Here is a 16,901-nt window from a genome sequence, read left to right on the forward strand (position 1 = left end):
CAATTAGCGATGACAACAGTCACAGGGGCTATTCTCCTACGTCCGGAAGGCGGCCGCAAACTGTCTCGCGGGGGCCGGACGGCGTGGCGGGGGCTAGCCGCGGAGCCGTTCCAGCGCGCCGAGCAGGCTCTCGACGTCGGCGGCTGTCTCGGCGGGAGTGGCCGCCGGCCCGATCGACAGCATGGCATTGAAATACAGGCCGTCCCCCATGTAGAGCACCGCCTTCGCGAGTCCGGGACCCACGTCTTTGGCGATCTCAGCGAGCCAGCGCTGCTGGATGTGGGCGAAACGGCGCCGGGTCTCCTCGTGGGCAACCTCGGCGAGGCGCGTGGCGGCCACGATGACCCGGTCCAGCGGCGTGTCCGCCCAGACTGACGACTTGATGAAGTAGGCGGCAGCACCTTCCGGCGCCTTTGCCATGGCCTGGGCATCCGCCTCAGCGTGCTCGTCCAGACGGTCCAGCAGGACGCCGATCAGGGCTTCCTTGTTCGGGAAGTGATAGAGCAGCCCGCCCTTGGAGACGCCCGCGCGGCCGGCGACGGCGTCGAGGGTGGCAGCCCTCTCCCCCACCTCAATGAGGAGCGATTCAAAGGCATCGAGGACGGCGCCGCGCGCGACTGGTTTTCTGGCCATGGCTCCCATCATGCCTGCTCAGGCAGCCGATTTTATAACTATACCGTCCAGACGGTATAGTTACTGCATGACCACCGCCTCAACCACCCAGAAGCACAGCCGGACCACCTCCGAGGACATCGGGCAGCCCATACCCGTCAACGGCGGTGTGCGCGACTGGATTGCCCTTGGGCTCCTCATGTTCCCGGTCCTCCTGGTGGCCGTGGACAACACCGCGCTGACGTTTGCGCTGCCGGCCATCGCCCGCAGCCTGGACCCCTCAGGCGTGCAGCTGCTGTGGATCGTGGACTCGTACGCCCTGGTCCTGGCCGGCCTGCTGGTGGCCATGGGCAGCCTGGGCGACAGGATCGGACGCCGCCGGCTGCTCCTCATCGGCACCACGGGCTTTGCCGCGGTTTCGGCCGCCACCGCATTTGCTCCGAGCGCGGAATGGCTGATTGCCGGCCGCGCTGCGCTGGGCCTCTTCGGCGCGATGCTCATGCCGTCCACGCTGTCCCTGATCCGCAACATTTTTCCGAATCCGGGCAGGCGCCGGCTGGCGGTGGCGGTGTGGGCTGCCGGCTTCTCCGGCGGCGCCGCCCTGGGCCCGATATTCGGCGGCTGGCTCGTGGAGGAGTTCTGGTGGGGCGCCATACTGCTGGTGGCGATGCCCATCATGCTGCCGCTGCTTGCCTTCGGCCCCTCCTTCATTCCGGAGTCCAGGGACCCCCGCCCCGGCCGCGTGGACCCGCCCAGCATCCTGCTGTCCCTGCTGACGATGGTGCCGGTGGTTTACGGCATCAAGGAACTTGCCACGGAGGGTACGGGCGTGCAGCCGCTGGCCATCATCGCATTCGGCGCTGCCATGGGCTTCCTCTTTGTCCGGCGCCAGCAGCGGCTGGAATCGCCGCTTTTGGACATGTCGCTGTTCCGGAACCGGGTGTTCAGCACAGCCATCACGGCGAATGTACTGGCGCTGTTCTCCTTCAACGGATTCATCCTTTTCCTCGCCCAGCACCTGCAGCTGCTGGAGGGCATGTCGCCGTCGGCATCCGGGACCGCGATGATCCCCGCGCTGACCGCCACAGTGACGGCGGGCCTGCTCGTGGTGCCGCTGGTGCGGAAGGTGCGGCCCGGGTTCGTGGTGGCCGGCGGCCTCTCGCTGAGCGCGGCCGGCTACAGCGTTGTGGCGTTCGGCGACCATTCGGCCGGACCGGCGCTGCTGCTGGGGGCCCTGCTGCTCCTGGCCCTGGGCGTGGGCGCCGCTGAAACCATCTCGAACGACCTGATCCTGGGCGCCGTCCCGCCGGAGAAGTCCGGGGCGGCCGCGGCGATTTCCGAGACCGGCTATGAAGTGGGGTCCCTCCTGGGGACAGCGGTTCTGGGATCGATCCTGACGGCGTCGTACCAGCGGCACCTCATGCTGCCCGACGCCGTTACGCACGCCTCCCCGGCCGATTCGGCGGACCGGGCCCGGGAAACGCTCGCCGGTGCGATGGAACTGGCGGGAACGCTGCCCGCGCCGCTGTCCGAGTCCCTCGCCGCAGCGGCCCGTGCAGCGTTCGACTCCGGCGTCCACGTCACTGCGGCCATTGCGCTGGTACTGATGGCGGGAGCGGCGGCCCTTGCCGCCGTCGTGCTGCGGAAAGTCCCCAAGGCCAAGTAGGCGTGCGCTGGCCGACGGCGGGCCGTCACCGCGGCTGCGGTGTCGGCCGCCGCAATCCGCCGGGTGCATGCTTAAGGCCCCGGAGATGCTCCGGGGCCTTACGCCTGGCGGGCGGCAGCTCAGCCCGCCGCTGCCTGCCTGCCGCCGCCTACTTGCCGTCAGGCTGCGTGACGCTCGCCGAAGCCTTCATGTTCTCGGCGCCAACCATCCAGGCGTACTGCTCGAGCTTCTCGATGAAGGCGTGGAGCAGGTCCGCCGTCGTGGGGTCTTCCTCGTCCACTTCGTCATGCACCTTGCGCATGGTGCCGACGGCCGCTTCAAGTGCTGCCACGATGCGGTCGATCGCATCCTTGGTATTGATGAGCCCCTGGGGGAACTGGGCCAGGCTCGTGGACTTTGCCACGGTCTCGCTCCTGCCGTCGGGAAGGGCGTGCAGCGCCCGCATGCGCTCCGCCATGTCGTCCGCGAACGCCCTCGCCGCGTCGACGATCTCATCAAGCTGAAGGTGGAGGTCCCTGAAGTTGGTGCCCACGATGTTCCAGTGCGCCTGTTTGCCCTGGATGTGCAGTTCGATCAGGTCGGCCAGCACGGCCTGCAAGTTGTTGGTCAGTGTCGGTGAAGCTTTCATGAATCCTCCTCGATTGGTCCAGTGGTTTCGACGCTACCGCAGGGGCCTCGCGGGCGGGAGGATGCACTGCAAATTTCACCATCAGCTTACTTACTATCCGGTCATAAATGAACGGTATTCACATAACCCTTGCCAGGCGCCTCCTCACTGTGCATACTAAATGAACGTCATTCATTTAGTGACGGTCGTCTCACTGGAGTAGTCAACATGATTGAAATCACCTGCCTCGACTCGCCCGCATCGCTAGCCCGGACAGCGCCGTCCTCGCGCCCTCCTCTGCGGGTAGGCGTCGTTCAGCACCGCTGGCACAGCAGCGCCGCTGCCGTGCGCGCCGAACTCAACGACGGCATCGACCGTGCGGCCCGCCTCGGCGCTACTGTGGTCTTCCTGCCGGAGCTCACCCTGTCCCGCTACCCGGCGGACCAGGTTCCGGTCAATGACCTGAGCAGGGCCGGACAAACCCGGCCGCGTCCCTCGGACGATGCCGAAGACCTGCTCACCGGCCCCACCTTCCGCTTCGCCGCCGAAGCCGCCCGGCGGAACGGCATCAGCGTCCACGCTTCCCTCTATCAGCGGGCCGGGAACCCGGACGGCAAGGACGACGGCCTGGGCCTGAACACGTCCATCCTGGTCTCCCCGGCCGGCGAGCTCCTGGCCAGGACGCATAAGCTCCACATCCCCGTGACTGACGGCTACTACGAAGACAGGTTCTTCCGCCAAGGCCCGCCAGCCGAGGACGCGTACCAGGTCTACTCCCCCGCCGAACTCGGCGGCGCGCAGCTCGGCATGCCCACCTGCTGGGATGAATGGTTCCCGGAGCTGGCAAGGATGTACTCACTGGGCGGCGCCGAACTGCTGGTGTATCCGACGGCGATCGGCTCCGAGCCGCTCTTCCCGGCCTTCGACACGCAGTCCCTGTGGCAGCAGGTCATCGTGGGCAACGGCATCGCAAACGGTCTGTTCATGGTGGTCCCCAACCGCTGGGGCCAGGAGGACAGCCTGAACTTCTACGGGTCCTCCTTCATCTCCGATCCCTACGGGCGGATTTTGGTCCAGGCGCCGCGCGACGAATCGGCAGTGCTTGTCGCGGACCTTGACCTGGACCAGCGCCGTGACTGGCTCACCCTGTTCCCGTTCCTCACCACCCGGCGCCCCGACACCTACGCCCGGCTCACCGAACCGGTTCGCCACGACGCGCCGTTCGGGATCTCGACGAGCTCAATCAGCGGCTCCGTGCCTGCCGAGGTGACCGCATGAGCCACTGGCGCATGCCCGCCGAGACGGCACGCCAGGAACGGCTCTGGATGGCGTTCCCCACCGGCGGCTACACACTGGGCGACACAGCGGAAGACGCCCACGCAGCGCGTTCAGTCTGGGCCGCCGTCGCCAACGCCGCCGTCGAATTCGAGCCGGTCACCGTGGTGGTTGACCCGGCCGACGTCGGGACCGCCGCCCGCTACCTGGATCCTGCCGTTGAGGTGCTCACCGCCGAACTGAACGACGCCTGGATGCGCGACATCGGCCCCACCTTTGTCCTGGACGGCAGCGGCCGGCTCGGCGCCGTGGACTGGGTCTTCAACGGCTGGGGCGCGCAGGACTGGGCCCGGTGGGACAAGGACGCGCTCATCGCCGCCGAGGTGGCCGGCAGGTCCGGGGCCCGGCATCTCGTGTCCAGGCTGGTCAACGAAGGCGGCGGGATCCAGGTGGACGGCGAGGGAACCGTGCTGGTCACCGAGACGGTGCAGCTGGATCCGGGCCGCAACCCCGGCCTCGGCAAGGCAGAGATCGAGGCCGAGCTGGCCAGGACCATCGGCGCCACGCACGTGATCTGGGTTCCCCGCGGCCTCACCCGCGACTCGGAGCGTTTCGGCACGCGGGGCCACGTGGACATTGTGGCCGCCATCCCGTCACCCGGCACCCTGCTGGTCCATTCGCAGCAGAATCCGGCACATCCCGACTTCGGCGTCAGCCGCGACATCATCAGTTTCCTGTCCACCACCAGGGACGCCGCCGGCCGAGAGTGGAACATCATCGAAGTTCCGGCCCCGGAAACGCTCACGGACCCGGAAGGGTTCGTGGACTACAGCTACATCAACCATGTCGTGGTCAACGGCGGGGTCATAGCCTGCACCTTCGGCGACCCCAACGACGAGAAAGCCCTCCGCATCCTCTCCGATGCCTATCCCGGGCGCCGCGTCGTGGGAATCGATGCACGCGAGCTCTTCGCCCGCGGCGGCGGCATCCACTGCATCACCCAGCAGCAGCCCGCTGCCAACTAGAACCAGCTGTTTCCCAGAAAGGGTCAGTCATGAGCCAAACCACCCGCGACACTTCCGCCGTCGGCGGAGTCACCGCCACCGGTGCCGCCGGCCCGGCCGCCGGCCGTTCGCACGGCATTACCGGAAAGGGACTGAAGGGCGGGCAGCTGGGCCTCCTCGCCGTCGTCGTCCTGGGCATTTCGACCATTGCGCCGGCCTACACGCTGACCAGCGCCCTGGGCCCCACCGTCAACGAGGCCGGGCTTCAGCTGCCCGTCATTTTCCTCATCGGCTTCATCCCCATGATCCTGGTTTCCCTGGCCTACCGCGAGCTGAACGCGGACTCCCCGGACAGCGGCACCACGTTCACGTGGGTCACCAAGGCGTTCGGTCCGTGGGTCGGCTGGATGGGCGGCTGGGGACTGCTGGCGGCCAACATCATTGTGCTCTCCAACCTTGCGGGCGTGGCCGTGGACTTCTTCTACCTGTTCCTGGCGCAGCTGACCGGGTCTCCGGAACTGGCGGACCTCGCTGCGAACAAGCCGCTGAATGTGCTCACATGCATCGTCTTCGTCGCCCTGGCCGTATGGGTCAGCTACCGGGGGCTGCACACCACCAAGGTGGTGCAGTACGGGCTGGTGGGCTTCCAGCTGCTGGTCCTTGGCCTGTTCGTAGGACTGGCCTTCGCCAACTGGTCCACGTCAGAAACCGCAATCCCCTTCAGCTGGGAGTGGTTCGACGTCACCAAGATCGAGACCTTCGGCCAGATCGCGGCCGGGATCTCGCTGTCCATCTTCGTCTACTGGGGCTGGGACGTGTGCCTGACCGTCAACGAGGAAACCGCAAACGGCAAGAAAACCGCAGGCCTGGCAGGCACACTGACCGCCGTCGTCGTCCTCGGCATTTATCTGCTGGTGACCATCGCCACCATGATGTTCGCCGGCGTCGGGGACACGGGGATCGGCCTGAACAACGAGGAAAACCACGCCAACGTCTTCACCGCCCTGGCGTCCCCGGTCATGGGCCCCTTCGCCATCCTGATGTCGCTGGCCGTGCTCTCCAGCTCGGCGGCATCGCTCCAGTCCACGTTCACCTCGCCGTCGCGGAGCCTGCTCGCCATGGCCCACTACGGCGCCCTGCCGGCGCCGTTCAGCCACATGAGCAAGAAGTTTTCGACGCCGGGATTCGCCACCGTCGCGGCGGGCGTCCTGTCCGCCGGGTTCTATGCCGTCATGCATGTGATCAGCGAGAACGTCCTCAATGACACCATCCTCGCCCTGGGCCTGATGATCTGCTTCTACTACGGGCTGACGGCGTTCGCCTGCGCCTGGTACTTCCGCAACAGCGTCTTCAGCAGCGCCCGCAACTTCCTGCTGCGCCTGCTGTGCCCGCTGCTCGGCGGCATCGGCCTGCTCGTCGTCTTCCTGCAGACCGCCGCGGACAGCTGGGCCCCGGAATTCGGGAGCGGCTCGGAGATCTTCGGCGTGGGGCTGGTGTTCGTGCTCGGCGTCGGAATCCTCGCCCTGGGAATCGTGTTCATGCTGATCATGGCACGGCTGCAGCCCGGGTTCTTCCGCGGAGACACCATCCGCAAGGACACTCCGGCGCTGGTGGTTCCGGAATAGCAGCAGGGCTGGCACGGCCGGCCGCTCAGAAAGCAGCACAGCTATGCCCCGCTTCCCGGTTTGCCGGGGGCGGGGCATTTGCTGTGCTAATCAGTGCGTCGCCGGTCCAGGGACGCCGTCGTCTCGCGACGCCGGGATGTCACCAGTAGTGGGCGACGTCGATGACCAGGCGCGAGCCTGAGCCCGGTCCGGCCAGTGTGAATACCTGGAACGGAAGCCGCGCGCGGACACCGAGACCCAGGCTGGTGTAGCCCTCAAAGCTTCCTGCCCAGGCAACCTGCCGGAAGGTCTGGTAACCGGAAACGTTGGTCACCTCGGACCGGTTGGCCGGAATGAAGGTTGCCTTGCCAGTGGCGTTGTCATAGGCGGGCGAGTTGGCAGTGATCTGCAGGAACGCGCCACCCCTCATGGTGATGGGCAGGCCGGAGCCGTCCTGGACCACCTTGGAGACGTAGCGGACGTTGTATCCCTGGGCTTTGCCCTTGAGATCAATGACCAGGCGGTCGAAGCAGTAGTGCTGCCCCGTCCGTACATTGGTTACCGATGCGGTGCTCATGGTCCGGTTGGACTCCGCTAGCGAGCCCCAGGCGAGTCCACAGTAAGTGGCTGCGGAGGCGGGCCCCGGAGCCAGAAGGCCTAGTCCGACAGCCATAAGGATAGCTGTCAGCCAAGCGTGAATTTTTTTCATTTTTGGCCACCCCCTCGAGTGATTGGATAGATCAAGCGTAGGAGCGCGGAAACCCTTAAACGAGGGATGTATCCGCTTCGGGGCACAACCGTTAATCTCGCCGCAAACCGATTACAGGGCCGTGATTCCGGGGGCATTTTTAGGGGCATCGAAAGGCGTTTGTGGCCGTTCCTCCATTTGGCCGTTATCGCTCATAACGGCCGTTATCCGGCGCGCCAGCGCCGTAATGGCGGAGCGGGGCGCCGCCGGCGTCGCAGCAGCCTTTGGGAATGCCAAAAGGCGACAAAGAAATGGACACAAAAAAGCGAGGCGCCGGCCACCCCTGAGGGGCCGCCGGCGTCTCGCGTGGCTTGCTGCGGAAAGGGCGAAACGCCTGGGGCGGTATTAGCCTTCGCAGTCGCGGCAGTACTTCATGCCGTTCTTTTCGCGTGCCACCTGGGACCGGTGACGGACCAGGAAGCAGGAGGAGCAGGTGAACTCATCGGACTGCTCGGGAACAACAATGACCGTCAGTTCTTCGCCGGAAAGATCAGCGCCCGGAAGGTCGATGCCCTCGGCGGTGTCGTTCTCATCGACGTCGATGACTGCGGTCTGGGCGCCGCCGCCACGGGACGCCTGCAGGGCCTCCAGAGATTCGGAGGGAGACTCTTCTTCTGTCTTGCGTGGGGCGTCGTAATCGGTAGCCATAGCGTTGTTCACTTTCGTTGCTGCGCAGCGCCATTTCAGGCACCTCAGTGAAGCAGTTTAGGTCATTAAGCAGCAGGTTGAGGAATAGTGTGCGCAACGCGACATTTACCGGCGTGGCGGGGCTATTCCGCTCTCCTGCCGGCGGCATCCTGGTGAGCCTTTCGCGCGTGGTCTCCCGCGACGGCAATGCCGCTCAGGGCAGGCAGCCAGGCCCAGCGAGTGACCTCCGAGAGGGCGTCCGCGGCCTGCTCCTCGGTGGTGGGAAGACGGGCCAGGAACCATGCGTCTGCGACGGTGTCGCGCAGCCTCGTCAGCAGTGCTCTGGCCGGGGTCAATGTGGTGGTCATGGTGCAAAGGTAGGCGCCCCGTGTTGTGGCCACGTTTCGGCAGCGTCTCCGCGGGGTAAATCTACTCGTACTACCACTTCGACCAGTGCGGAGGCACCTGATGGCCACGAAGCTGAACCGCAAGGCATTGGAACACGCCCGCGAGCTTGTGAAGAAAGGCAAGGTCGAGCGGGATGTCCGTGATGACTGGAGCGAGCACGCCCCCTCGACCGAGGATGAAAACGCGTTCATCGACCAGCACGGGTTTGCCGAGTTTTCGAAGTGGCACCTCGGGATCGACCGTGAGCAGTCGGACGGCACCAAGGGGAGCGTGAGTTTCCCGTTCGGCGACTTCAGGAAAGTCCACCGCTGCGCCGTCATCTCATTGGAGAGCAGGGCCGCGCAGCACGATCACGACGACATCCGCAAGGCGGCCAAGGATTTGCTGGACGAGATTGACGCGGACTGATGCCGCCGGCCGGTCCCGGCCGCTTTTGGAGCCCCCTGTCGGATTCGAACCGACGACCCCCGCTTTACAAGAGCGGTGCTCTGGCCAACTGAGCTAAGGAGGCGCGCCCGTCAGGGCTGGCGCCGCGAAGGCGCTAGATAAGGTTAGCCCAAGGACGGCCTGCTGGTAAAAACGGCGATGGCCCGGTTCCCGGAAATCCGGGAACCGGGCCGTCAGCTCATTCGGGCTGGCTGGCCGCGGTTAGGCCTTGGCCTTGATGGCCGCGTCGACGAAGGCCGGGAAGTCGGTCTGCGCGCTGTCGCCCTTGCCCCACTGCTTGCCGTCCACGATGACGGTCGGTGTGCCCGAGACGCCAATGGCCGCCGCTTCCTGGGTGGTGTACTTCACCCAGGGACGGTAGGTCTTCTGATCGATGCACGAGTCGATGTTCTTGGCGCCGACTTCCGTGGCCATCTTCTTCAGGTCGTCGTCGGACAGGCCGGCGCTTCCTTCGGCCGGCTGTTTGTCAAACAGTGCGTTGACGAAATCCGAGTACTTCTCCGGGGATTCGTTCACCACACACGCCGCGGCGTTGGCTGCGCGGGAGGAGTAGTTGGTGGTGGAGCGGCTGTCGAGGAAGCCCAGGGGACGGTATTCCACGGTGATCTTGCCTTCGTCGCGGAGCTTGGTCAGGGTCTCGTTGTACTGGGCCTCGAAGTTCTTGCACACGGGGCAGATGAAGTCGATGTACAGCACCACCTTCACCGGCTTGCCGGCCTCAGCATCCGCACCGGGGGCCTTCACCGTGGCGGGAGGGGTGGCGGGCGCCGACGGAAGATCGGCGATGTTCACCGTGCCGGCCTCCGACTTTGCTACCTCTGAGCCCTTCAGCAGGGTGACGCCGCCGTGGACGTTGCCGTTGGCGGGAGTCGGGCCCTGGTCCGCCACGGGAGCGTTGTTCTTGAGGCTGGTGCTGACCACGAGGGCCACGACAGCGAGGATGGCAACCACTGCTACGACGATGCCCCATCCGATCAGCAGCTTGTTCCGCTTGTCCTTTTTCAGCTGTTCCTCGCGGATCTGGCGGGCTTTCTCGCGGGCCTCTGCCGTGCGGTCTGCTTTGGACTTGCGTGCTTCGTTTGCGGGGCTCATTAGTTCCTCGTGTCGATCGGACAGGTGCGGACCACCCGGGGGCAACTCTCCCATTTTAGGGGGAAACCCCAGAGCTTGCGCTTTCAAGTATTCCTTCAGCGTGCCCAACGGACGAATAGCACGGAAGATTCCGGCCCGTTAGGGTTGACTCAGAGTCACAAGCAACCCCAGGGGGCCGCAATGCAACGACCTGACCACGATAAATCCGATACTAAAACGGAAACCGGGGCGGCGTCGGGCGAACACTCCGACGCTGCAACATACGACTTCATGGTGGTGTCCAACCGCCTGCCCGTGGACCGCTGCGCAGCCGGCGAACCGGGCGACGACGGGTCCGGCTGGCGCCGCTCGCCGGGCGGCCTGGTGACCGCCCTCGCGCCGATGATGACCAAGACCGACGGCGCCTGGGTCGGCTGGCACGGCTGTCTCTTATACACATCTAGATGTGTATAAGAGACAGGGCATGGACCTTGTCCCCGTGCAGCTGAGCACCGACGACGTTGAGCTGTATTACGAGGGGTTCTCCAACGCCACCCTCTGGCCGCTGTACCACGATGTCATTGCGCCGCCGGAGTTTCACCGAACCTGGTGGGAGGCCTACCGCAGCGTCAACAAAAGGTTCGCCGAGGCCGTCGTCCGCCACGCCGGGCACGGCGCCACCGTCTGGGTCCAGGACTACCAGCTCCAGCTGGTGCCCCGGATGCTTCGGGAAGCGCGTCCGGACCTGCGAATCGGTTTCTTCAACCACATCCCCTTCCCGCCGCCGGAGATCTTCGCCCAGCTCCCCTGGCGCCACGCCATTATCGACGGCCTGCTGGGGGCGGACCTCGTGGGCTTCCAGCGCAGCAGCGACGCCGGCAACTTCATGCGTTCGGCCAGGCGCTTCCTCGGCGCCAGCGTCAAGCAGCAGCAGGTCCACGTCAAGGGCGCCGACGGCGGCGTCACGCATATCGCCCGCGCACAGGCCTTCCCCATCTCCATCGACGTCCAGCAGATCAGCGAACTGGCCCGGAAACCGGAGATCATCGAACGGTCACGCCAGATCCGGCAGGACCTCGGCAACCCCAAGACCATCCTGCTGGGCGTGGACCGACTCGACTACACCAAGGGGATCCGCCACCGCCTCAAGGCCTACGAAGAGCTCCTCAACGAGGGCAAACTCACGGTAGGAGACACCACGCTGATACAGGTGGCCAGCCCCAGCCGCGAGCGCGTCGAGCAGTACCGCCTACTGCGCGAGGAAGTGGAAGGCACCGTAGGCCACATCAACGGTACGTACGACACCATTCAGAACACCGCGGTCCGCTACCTCCACCACAGCTACCCCATCGAAGAAATGGTGGCGCTGTACCTGGCCGCGGACGTCATGCTGGTCACCGCCCTCCGCGACGGCATGAACCTCGTGGCAAAGGAATACGTCACCGCCCGGACCAACAACGACGGCGCCCTGGTCCTCAGCGAATTCGCCGGCGCGGCGGATCAGCTCAAGCAGGCGCTGCTGATGAACCCGCACGACATCGACGGCCTCAAGGACACGGTCATGCGGGCCGTCAGAATGTCCCCCAAGGAGTCGGCACGCCGCATGCGTTCCATGCGCAAGCAGATCCTGGACCACGATGTCGACTACTGGTCGGCCGAGTTCCTGCACGCCCTCAATGAAAAGGTGATCCGCGATGACTCCTGAGGCAGACCGCCCCGGCACGGGCGAAGCCCGGCTTTCGCTTCCACCCGAGCTGTTGGACGCCATACGGCGCATCGCGGGCACCGAGCACCTGCTGGTCGCGATGGACTTCGACGGCACCATCTCGCCGCTCGTGGACCACGCCGGGGACGCACGCCCCCTTCCGCGGTCCACGGCTGCTTTTGCGGAGCTAGCGGCCCTTCCGAGGACGACGACGGCCCTCATCTCCGGCAGGGCGCTGGATAGCCTGCGCGCTGTCGCCTCGCCGCCGGACGAGACCCTGCTCATCGGCAGCCACGGGGCCGAAGCCTGGCTGGGCCCCGGCTCGGCCCCGCTGACGCTCGACCCCGGTCAGCGGGAACTCCTGGCCGAGGTGCGCAGCGTCCTGGAGGAAATTGTGGACCTCGCACCGGGAACCGTCCTGGAAGACAAGCCCGCGGGCGTCGTCCTCCACACGCGGCTCGCGCAGGACGACGTGGCAGAGGACGCCGTGTCGGCGGCGCGGGCCGCGCTGCAGGACCGCAAGGGCGTCTTCCTCAAGAACGGCAAGAGAGTCCTTGAAACCTCCGTGGTCCACGCGTCCAAGGGCGAGGGCGTGGACTTCCTCCGGCAGGCTACCGGGGCCACGGGCGTGCTCTTCGCCGGCGACGACACCACTGACGAGGACGCCCTGGCCCGGCTGGGCCGGCACGACGTCGGGGTCAAAGTGGGGCTGGACTTCACCCAGGCGGAGTTCCGGGTGGAGGCACCGGTGCACGTCGCCGAGCTGCTGGAAACGCTGCTGCGGGAACGCCGGAAGGCCGTGGAACCGGCGTCCTGACGCGCCCCCGCACAGCCCCCGCCGGCCGGGGCTGTGCGGAATCTCATATGTGACTCCCGTAACATTTGCACCTATTAAAGATAAATCTGACATACTCTAGGTGTGATGTGGCGCACAGGAACCGTGCGGCGTCACGCGATACTCCTCGGCTTCGGCCGGGGAGTACATCAAGCAGTACATAACTGAATTACATGAACCATTCACAACGGATCGTCCGGCACGTACCTGCCGGTGAAGGGATTGATAACTGTGGCAACAGTTACTTTTGATAACGCTACGCGTCTGTACCCGGGCACAGAAAAGCCCGCTGTTGACAAGCTCAACATCGAAATCGCCGACGGCGAATTCTTGGTCCTCGTTGGACCCTCCGGTTGCGGTAAGTCCACTTCCCTGCGCATGCTCGCAGGCCTCGAAGATGTGAACGCCGGCCGAATCCTCATTGGCGACCGCGATGTCACCGACGTTCCGCCGAAGGACCGCGACATCGCCATGGTCTTCCAGAACTACGCCCTCTACCCGCACATGACCGTTGCGGACAACATGGGCTTCGCCCTGAAGATCGCGGGCGTCAGCAAGGAAGAGCGCGCCGAGCGCGTCCGTGAAGCCGCCAAGCTGCTGGACCTCGAGCCGTACCTGGACCGCAAGCCGAAGGCACTCTCCGGCGGTCAGCGCCAGCGTGTTGCCATGGGCCGTGCAATCGTGCGTAACCCGCAGGTCTTCCTCATGGACGAGCCGCTCTCCAACCTGGACGCCAAGCTCCGCGTCCAGACCCGCACCCAGATTGCCTCCCTCACCCGCCGCCTGGGCGTCACCACCGTCTACGTGACCCACGACCAGGTCGAGGCTATGACCATGGGCGACCGCGTCGCAGTGCTCAAGGACGGCCTCCTGATGCAGGTGGACACCCCCCGCAACCTGTACGACCGCCCGAAGAACGTCTTCGTCGCCGGTTTCATCGGCTCCCCCGCCATGAACCTGCTCGAACTTCCGGTCGTCGACGGTGGTGTCCAGTTCGGCGGCACCGTCTACCCCGTGCCCCGCGATGTCCTGGAAGAGGCGCACGGCCAGACCGTCACGCTGGGCAGCCGGCCCGAAGACCTCGAGACCGCTCCCCAGGGCGAAGGCCTGCAGGTTGAGGTCGACGTCGTCGAAGAGCTCGGCGCCGACGCCTACGTCTACGGCCACACCACGCTGGACGGCAAGACCCACGACATCGTGGCCCGTGTCGACGGCCGCCGCCCCCCGATGAAGGGCGAGTCCCTCTGGGTGCGTCCGCAGTCCGGCCACGTACACCTGTTCGACACCAAGACCGGCGAACGCCTGGGCGACTAGTCCACGTGGCGGTGGAGCCTGTCGAAACCGCCTGAGCACCTCCGGAACAACCGACGGCGGCCCTCCCAACCGGAAGGGCCGCCGTCGGCCGTTAAGCACCGGCTGCCTGCGGTCTTTTTGGCACGCCTTTAGGCACGCCGCCCCAACGTACGGAAGAATTGACCCATGACCGAGGAATACAGCGCCCAGTGGCACGACGAACCCACCGATTACGGGCAGATCGGCAAACTGCCGCGGTTCGAGCCCGCCAGCGCCAATGACGAGAAAGCGTCCTCGGTCGCCAGTTCACTGAACATCACGGCGGCCGCCGCTGACCCGGAACTGCTCGATCTTCCGTGGCACATCGCGCTCGAAGACTGGCCGGCGGAGAACCTCGCAGCGCTCCCCCGCGGCATCTCCCGGCACATCGTCCGGTTCGCGCACCTCGGCGGCTCCGTCATCGCCATCAAGGAAACGTCAGAGCACGTAGCCCGCCACGAATACCACATGCTCCGCAAGCTGGCCCGGCTGGACGTCCCCTGCGTGGAGCCCGTGGCCGTTATCACCGGGCGCACCACGCCCGACGGCAGGCCGCTGAACCCGGTGCTCGTCACGCGCCACCTGAAGTTCTCCATGCCCTACCGCGCCCTCTTCTCGCAGATGCTGCGCAAGGACACCCTGACCAGGCTCATCGACGCCCAGGCGCTGCTGATGGTGCGCCTGCACCTGATCGGCTTCTACTGGGGCGACGTCTCGCTGTCCAACACCCTGTTCCGCCGCGATGCCGGCGCCTTCGCCGCCTACCTCGTGGACGCGGAAACCGGCGAACTCTATCCAGACCTGTCCACGGGCCAGCGCGAATACGACCTCGAGATCGCCCGCGTCAACATCGCCGGCGAGCTCATGGACCTCCTCGACGGCGGCCTGATCGAGGAGAAGGTGGATCCGGTGGCCACCAGCGAGCTCATTATGGAAAGCTACCGCCGCCTCTGGACGGAGCTGACCGAGAAGGAATCCTTCGAGCTCGGCGAACGCTGGCGGGTGGGTGCCCGCATCCGGCGCCTCAACGAACTGGGCTTCGACGTCGAGGAATACGCGATCAAGACCACCCAGAACGGTTCCACCATCCAGCTCCAGCCGAAGGTCGTGGACGCCGGCCACCACATGCGGCGCCTGCTGCGCCTGACCGGGCTGGATGCCCAGGAGAACCAGGCCCGCCGCCTGCTCAACGACATGGACTCGTTCCGTGCGGACAACAACCCGGAGATGGACGAGGAGTACAGCGCGCACCTCTGGGTGAGCCAGATCTTCGAGCCGATCGTCCGTTCGATCCCCCGCGACCTGTCCGGCAAGCTCGAACCCGCCGAGGCCGTGCATGAGGTGCTCGAACACCGCTGGTACATGTCCGAGAAGCAGGAACGCCACATCCCGCTGGCGGAAGCCGTCCAGTCCTACATCGATTCCATCCTGCGCCACCGCCGCGACGAGGCCGCCATCATGCTGAATCCGGACACCGGGCTGCTAAAGATCCTGGAAGTGGAAACCGAGGAATCCCGGTACGGCGACGAAGAGTCCATCGACGAGTACCCCGACGCCGACGACTGAACGCTGCGGCGGGGCTAGATGGCCTTGCCCGGGTTCAGGAGTCCGGCGGGGTCGAAGAGTTCCTTGATCCGGTGCTGCAGCTGGCGGATGGGCTCGGGCTGCTCCAGGCCGAGCCAGCGCAGCTTGTACTGCCCCACGCCGTGCTCGCCCGTAATGGTGCCGCCCATGTCCAGCGCCACCGCGATTGACGCGTCGAGGGTCTTGTTCAGTCGCCGCATGGCGTCCGCGTCCACCTGGTCGTCCACACGGTCCACCCAGAAGGTGGGGTGAAGGTTCCCGTCGCCCGCATGCGCCACCACCTTCAGCTTCACGCCGTGGACCTCCGCGAGTGATTCCAGGGCAGCCACGTAGTCCACGAGCCGAGAGCGCGGAACCGCGACGTCCTCGCCCACCCGGTACTGGTCATCCACTTCGACGCCCCTGCTGTTGCGCCGCAGCTCCACCAGCTGCTCGGCTTCCTCACTGGCTTCGGTGGTGACGACGGCACCGCCCGCGGCAAGGACTTCACGCACGACGTCGGCCTCGGCCGCCGCGCCGAAGCCGTCGGTCTGGATCAGGAGCAGTGAGGCGCCGCGGGAGGCCAGGTCCGAGCCGTGGATCTCGTCCAGCTGGGTGAGGGACCCGCCGTCGAGCAGTTCCATGATGGCGGGCTGCACGCGGGACTTGCCCACGGCGAGCACGCCCGCGGCGGCCTGCCGGAAGTCGGGGTAGAACGCGGCGATGGTGTGCACCTCGCGCGGCAGGTACTTGAGCCGGACCGTCACACCCACCACAATCCCCAGCGTCCCCTCGGAACCGACGAACAGTCCGGTGAGGTCGTAGCCTGCCACGCCCTTAAAGGTCTGGTGGCCGGTGTGGATCAGGGTGCCGTCGGCGAGCACCACGTCCAGCGCCAGCACCGAATCCCGGGTGACGCCGTACTTCGCGCACCGCAGACCGCCGGCATTGGTGGCAACGTTCCCGCCGATCGTGGACATCCGGAAACTGGCCGGGTCCGGGGCAAACATCAGCCCGTGCTGTGCCGCGGCGTCGTTAAGGTCGGCGTTGACCACTCCCGGTTCCACCACGGCGGTCTCATCGTCCGGATTCAGGTCCAGGATCCGGTTCATCCTTTCCAGGCTGAGGACAACGGATCCCTCACTGGCGTGCGCGCCGCCCGATACACCCGTGCCGGCCCCGCGTGCCACGATCGGCGCGTTGTGGGCCGCGCACGTTCTGACGGCCGCCTGGACGTCCGGCACCGACCCGGCCAAGACCACGGCAAGCGGCAGCTGGTAATCCAAGACCGGCGCCTGGTCCACCGCGTAGGCGGCCAGGGCAGACTCGTCCCGGAGTACTTTCCCTGGCCCCAGGACTGAAATGAGTTCCTCAGCAATGCTGCCCATTGGCTCTCC

15 protein-coding genes, 1 tRNA gene and 1 pseudogene are annotated in these 16,901 nt (G+C 66.0%); 9 read left to right on the top strand and 8 right to left on the bottom strand.

The window, feature by feature from the left end; all coding sequences use genetic code 11:
• Positions 1–93: 93 nt before the first annotated feature.
• On the bottom strand, positions 94–633 hold the full coding sequence (locus tag B1A87_RS14500) for a TetR/AcrR family transcriptional regulator (RefSeq protein WP_078029707.1): 540 nt from the start codon (positions 631–633) through the stop codon (positions 94–96).
• 67 nt (positions 634–700) lie between these two features.
• Between B1A87_RS14500 and B1A87_RS14505 the strand changes: the two genes are divergently transcribed.
• The gene (locus B1A87_RS14505; protein WP_078029690.1) at positions 701–2,278 is read left to right on the top strand and encodes an MFS transporter; all 1,578 of its coding nucleotides are present in this window, start codon (positions 701–703) and stop codon (positions 2,276–2,278) included.
• A gap of 148 nt (positions 2,279–2,426) precedes the next feature.
• Here the strand turns inward: B1A87_RS14505 and B1A87_RS14510 are convergent, their stop codons facing one another.
• The gene (locus B1A87_RS14510; protein ID WP_078029691.1) at positions 2,427–2,906 is read right to left on the bottom strand and encodes a Dps family protein; all 480 of its coding nucleotides are present in this window, start codon (positions 2,904–2,906) and stop codon (positions 2,427–2,429) included.
• Positions 2,907–3,113: 207 nt separating this feature from the next.
• Between B1A87_RS14510 and B1A87_RS14515 the strand changes: the two genes are divergently transcribed.
• The 3 genes from B1A87_RS14515 to B1A87_RS14525 are packed head-to-tail and all read left to right on the top strand — an operon-like array spanning position 3,114 to position 6,789.
• A complete protein-coding gene (locus B1A87_RS14515) occupies positions 3,114–4,163 on the top strand; it encodes a nitrilase-related carbon-nitrogen hydrolase (RefSeq protein ID WP_078029692.1) in 1,050 nt (349 codons plus the stop codon).
• Positions 4,160–5,185 (top strand): agmatine/peptidylarginine deiminase, encoded by a 1,026-nt coding sequence (locus B1A87_RS14520; RefSeq protein ID WP_078029693.1) that lies wholly within the window; start codon positions 4,160–4,162, stop codon positions 5,183–5,185. Before B1A87_RS14515 ends, B1A87_RS14520 begins: the two co-directional genes overlap by 4 nt.
• A gap of 29 nt (positions 5,186–5,214) precedes the next feature.
• Positions 5,215–6,789, top strand: coding sequence for an APC family permease (locus B1A87_RS14525; protein ID WP_078029694.1), 1,575 nt, complete (start codon positions 5,215–5,217; stop codon positions 6,787–6,789).
• Between the two features lie 139 nt (positions 6,790–6,928).
• Here B1A87_RS14525 and B1A87_RS14530 read toward each other — a convergent pair whose 3' ends face one another.
• The 3 genes from B1A87_RS14530 to B1A87_RS14540 form a co-directional block, all read right to left on the bottom strand.
• Positions 6,929–7,477: a hypothetical protein gene (locus tag B1A87_RS14530; protein WP_078029695.1), complete on the bottom strand. Its 549-nt coding sequence runs from the start codon at positions 7,475–7,477 to the stop codon at positions 6,929–6,931.
• Positions 7,478–7,861: 384 nt separating this feature from the next.
• Positions 7,862–8,164 carry a DUF4193 domain-containing protein gene (locus tag B1A87_RS14535; protein WP_056627517.1) on the bottom strand — a complete coding sequence of 101 codons (303 nt, stop codon included), beginning with the start codon at positions 8,162–8,164 and terminating at the stop codon, positions 7,862–7,864.
• 122 nt (positions 8,165–8,286) lie between these two features.
• Positions 8,287–8,511, bottom strand: a complete 225-nt coding sequence (locus B1A87_RS14540) for a hypothetical protein (RefSeq protein ID WP_078029696.1) — start codon at positions 8,509–8,511, stop codon at positions 8,287–8,289.
• 100 nt (positions 8,512–8,611) lie between these two features.
• Here B1A87_RS14540 and B1A87_RS14545 point away from each other — a divergent pair, with 100 nt between their 5' ends.
• Positions 8,612–8,959 (top strand): hypothetical protein, encoded by a 348-nt coding sequence (locus tag B1A87_RS14545; RefSeq protein ID WP_078029697.1) that lies wholly within the window; start codon positions 8,612–8,614, stop codon positions 8,957–8,959.
• A 26-nt stretch (positions 8,960–8,985) separates the two neighbouring features.
• On the opposite strand, the gene B1A87_RS14550 is transcribed toward B1A87_RS14545, so the two are convergent.
• Positions 8,986–9,062: transfer RNA gene (locus tag B1A87_RS14550), tRNA-Thr, on the bottom strand.
• 137 nt (positions 9,063–9,199) lie between these two features.
• Entirely contained in the window at positions 9,200–10,090 is an 891-nt protein-coding gene (locus B1A87_RS14555; protein ID WP_078029698.1) for a DsbA family protein, read from the bottom strand.
• Positions 10,091–10,270: 180 nt separating this feature from the next.
• On the opposite strand from B1A87_RS14555, the pseudogene B1A87_RS14560 reads away from it, so the two are divergent.
• From B1A87_RS14560 to B1A87_RS14575, 4 genes and pseudogenes are all read left to right on the top strand, one after another.
• Positions 10,271–11,774: pseudogene (locus B1A87_RS14560) on the top strand (trehalose-6-phosphate synthase).
• Positions 11,764–12,591 carry a trehalose-phosphatase gene (gene otsB, locus B1A87_RS14565; RefSeq protein WP_078029700.1) on the top strand — a complete coding sequence of 276 codons (828 nt, stop codon included), beginning with the start codon at positions 11,764–11,766 and terminating at the stop codon, positions 12,589–12,591. The pseudogene B1A87_RS14560 and the gene otsB overlap by 11 nt, the downstream one beginning before the upstream one ends.
• A gap of 249 nt (positions 12,592–12,840) precedes the next feature.
• Positions 12,841–13,923, top strand: coding sequence for an ABC transporter ATP-binding protein (locus B1A87_RS14570; protein WP_078029701.1), 1,083 nt, complete (start codon positions 12,841–12,843; stop codon positions 13,921–13,923).
• 165 nt (positions 13,924–14,088) lie between these two features.
• Positions 14,089–15,507 carry a DUF4032 domain-containing protein gene (locus tag B1A87_RS14575; protein ID WP_078029702.1) on the top strand — a complete coding sequence of 473 codons (1,419 nt, stop codon included), beginning with the start codon at positions 14,089–14,091 and terminating at the stop codon, positions 15,505–15,507.
• A 14-nt stretch (positions 15,508–15,521) separates the two neighbouring features.
• Here the strand turns inward: B1A87_RS14575 and B1A87_RS14580 are convergent, their stop codons facing one another.
• Positions 15,522–16,892, bottom strand: a complete 1,371-nt coding sequence (locus B1A87_RS14580; RefSeq protein WP_078029703.1) for an FAD-binding oxidoreductase — start codon at positions 16,890–16,892, stop codon at positions 15,522–15,524.
• Positions 16,893–16,901: the final 9 nt, after the last annotated feature.

The sequence above is a fragment of the Arthrobacter sp. KBS0703 genome, from assembly GCF_002008315.2.
Taxonomy (GTDB): Bacteria; Actinomycetota; Actinomycetes; order Actinomycetales; family Micrococcaceae; genus Arthrobacter.

Bases quoted from the DNA above. Each gene is read 5' to 3' on its own strand.
- B1A87_RS14500 (WP_078029707.1), bottom strand. From the start codon at position 633: ATGGCCAGAAAACCAGTCGCGCGCGGCGCCGTCCTCGATGCCTTTGAA.
- B1A87_RS14505 (WP_078029690.1), top strand. From the start codon at position 701: ATGACCACCGCCTCAACCACCCAGAAGCACAGCCGGACCACCTCCGAG.
- B1A87_RS14510 (WP_078029691.1), bottom strand. From the start codon at position 2,906: ATGAAAGCTTCACCGACACTGACCAACAACTTGCAGGCCGTGCTGGCC.
- B1A87_RS14515 (WP_078029692.1), top strand. From the start codon at position 3,114: ATGATTGAAATCACCTGCCTCGACTCGCCCGCATCGCTAGCCCGGACA.
- B1A87_RS14520 (WP_078029693.1), top strand. From the start codon at position 4,160: ATGAGCCACTGGCGCATGCCCGCCGAGACGGCACGCCAGGAACGGCTC.
- B1A87_RS14525 (WP_078029694.1), top strand. From the start codon at position 5,215: ATGAGCCAAACCACCCGCGACACTTCCGCCGTCGGCGGAGTCACCGCC.
- B1A87_RS14530 (WP_078029695.1), bottom strand. From the start codon at position 7,477: ATGAAAAAAATTCACGCTTGGCTGACAGCTATCCTTATGGCTGTCGGA.
- B1A87_RS14535 (WP_056627517.1), bottom strand. From the start codon at position 8,164: ATGGCTACCGATTACGACGCCCCACGCAAGACAGAAGAAGAGTCTCCC.
- B1A87_RS14540 (WP_078029696.1), bottom strand. From the start codon at position 8,511: ATGACCACCACATTGACCCCGGCCAGAGCACTGCTGACGAGGCTGCGC.
- B1A87_RS14545 (WP_078029697.1), top strand. From the start codon at position 8,612: ATGGCCACGAAGCTGAACCGCAAGGCATTGGAACACGCCCGCGAGCTT.
- B1A87_RS14555 (WP_078029698.1), bottom strand. From the start codon at position 10,090: ATGAGCCCCGCAAACGAAGCACGCAAGTCCAAAGCAGACCGCACGGCA.
- otsB (WP_078029700.1), top strand. From the start codon at position 11,764: ATGACTCCTGAGGCAGACCGCCCCGGCACGGGCGAAGCCCGGCTTTCG.
- B1A87_RS14575 (WP_078029702.1), top strand. From the start codon at position 14,089: ATGACCGAGGAATACAGCGCCCAGTGGCACGACGAACCCACCGATTAC.
- B1A87_RS14580 (WP_078029703.1), bottom strand. From the start codon at position 16,892: ATGGGCAGCATTGCTGAGGAACTCATTTCAGTCCTGGGGCCAGGGAAA.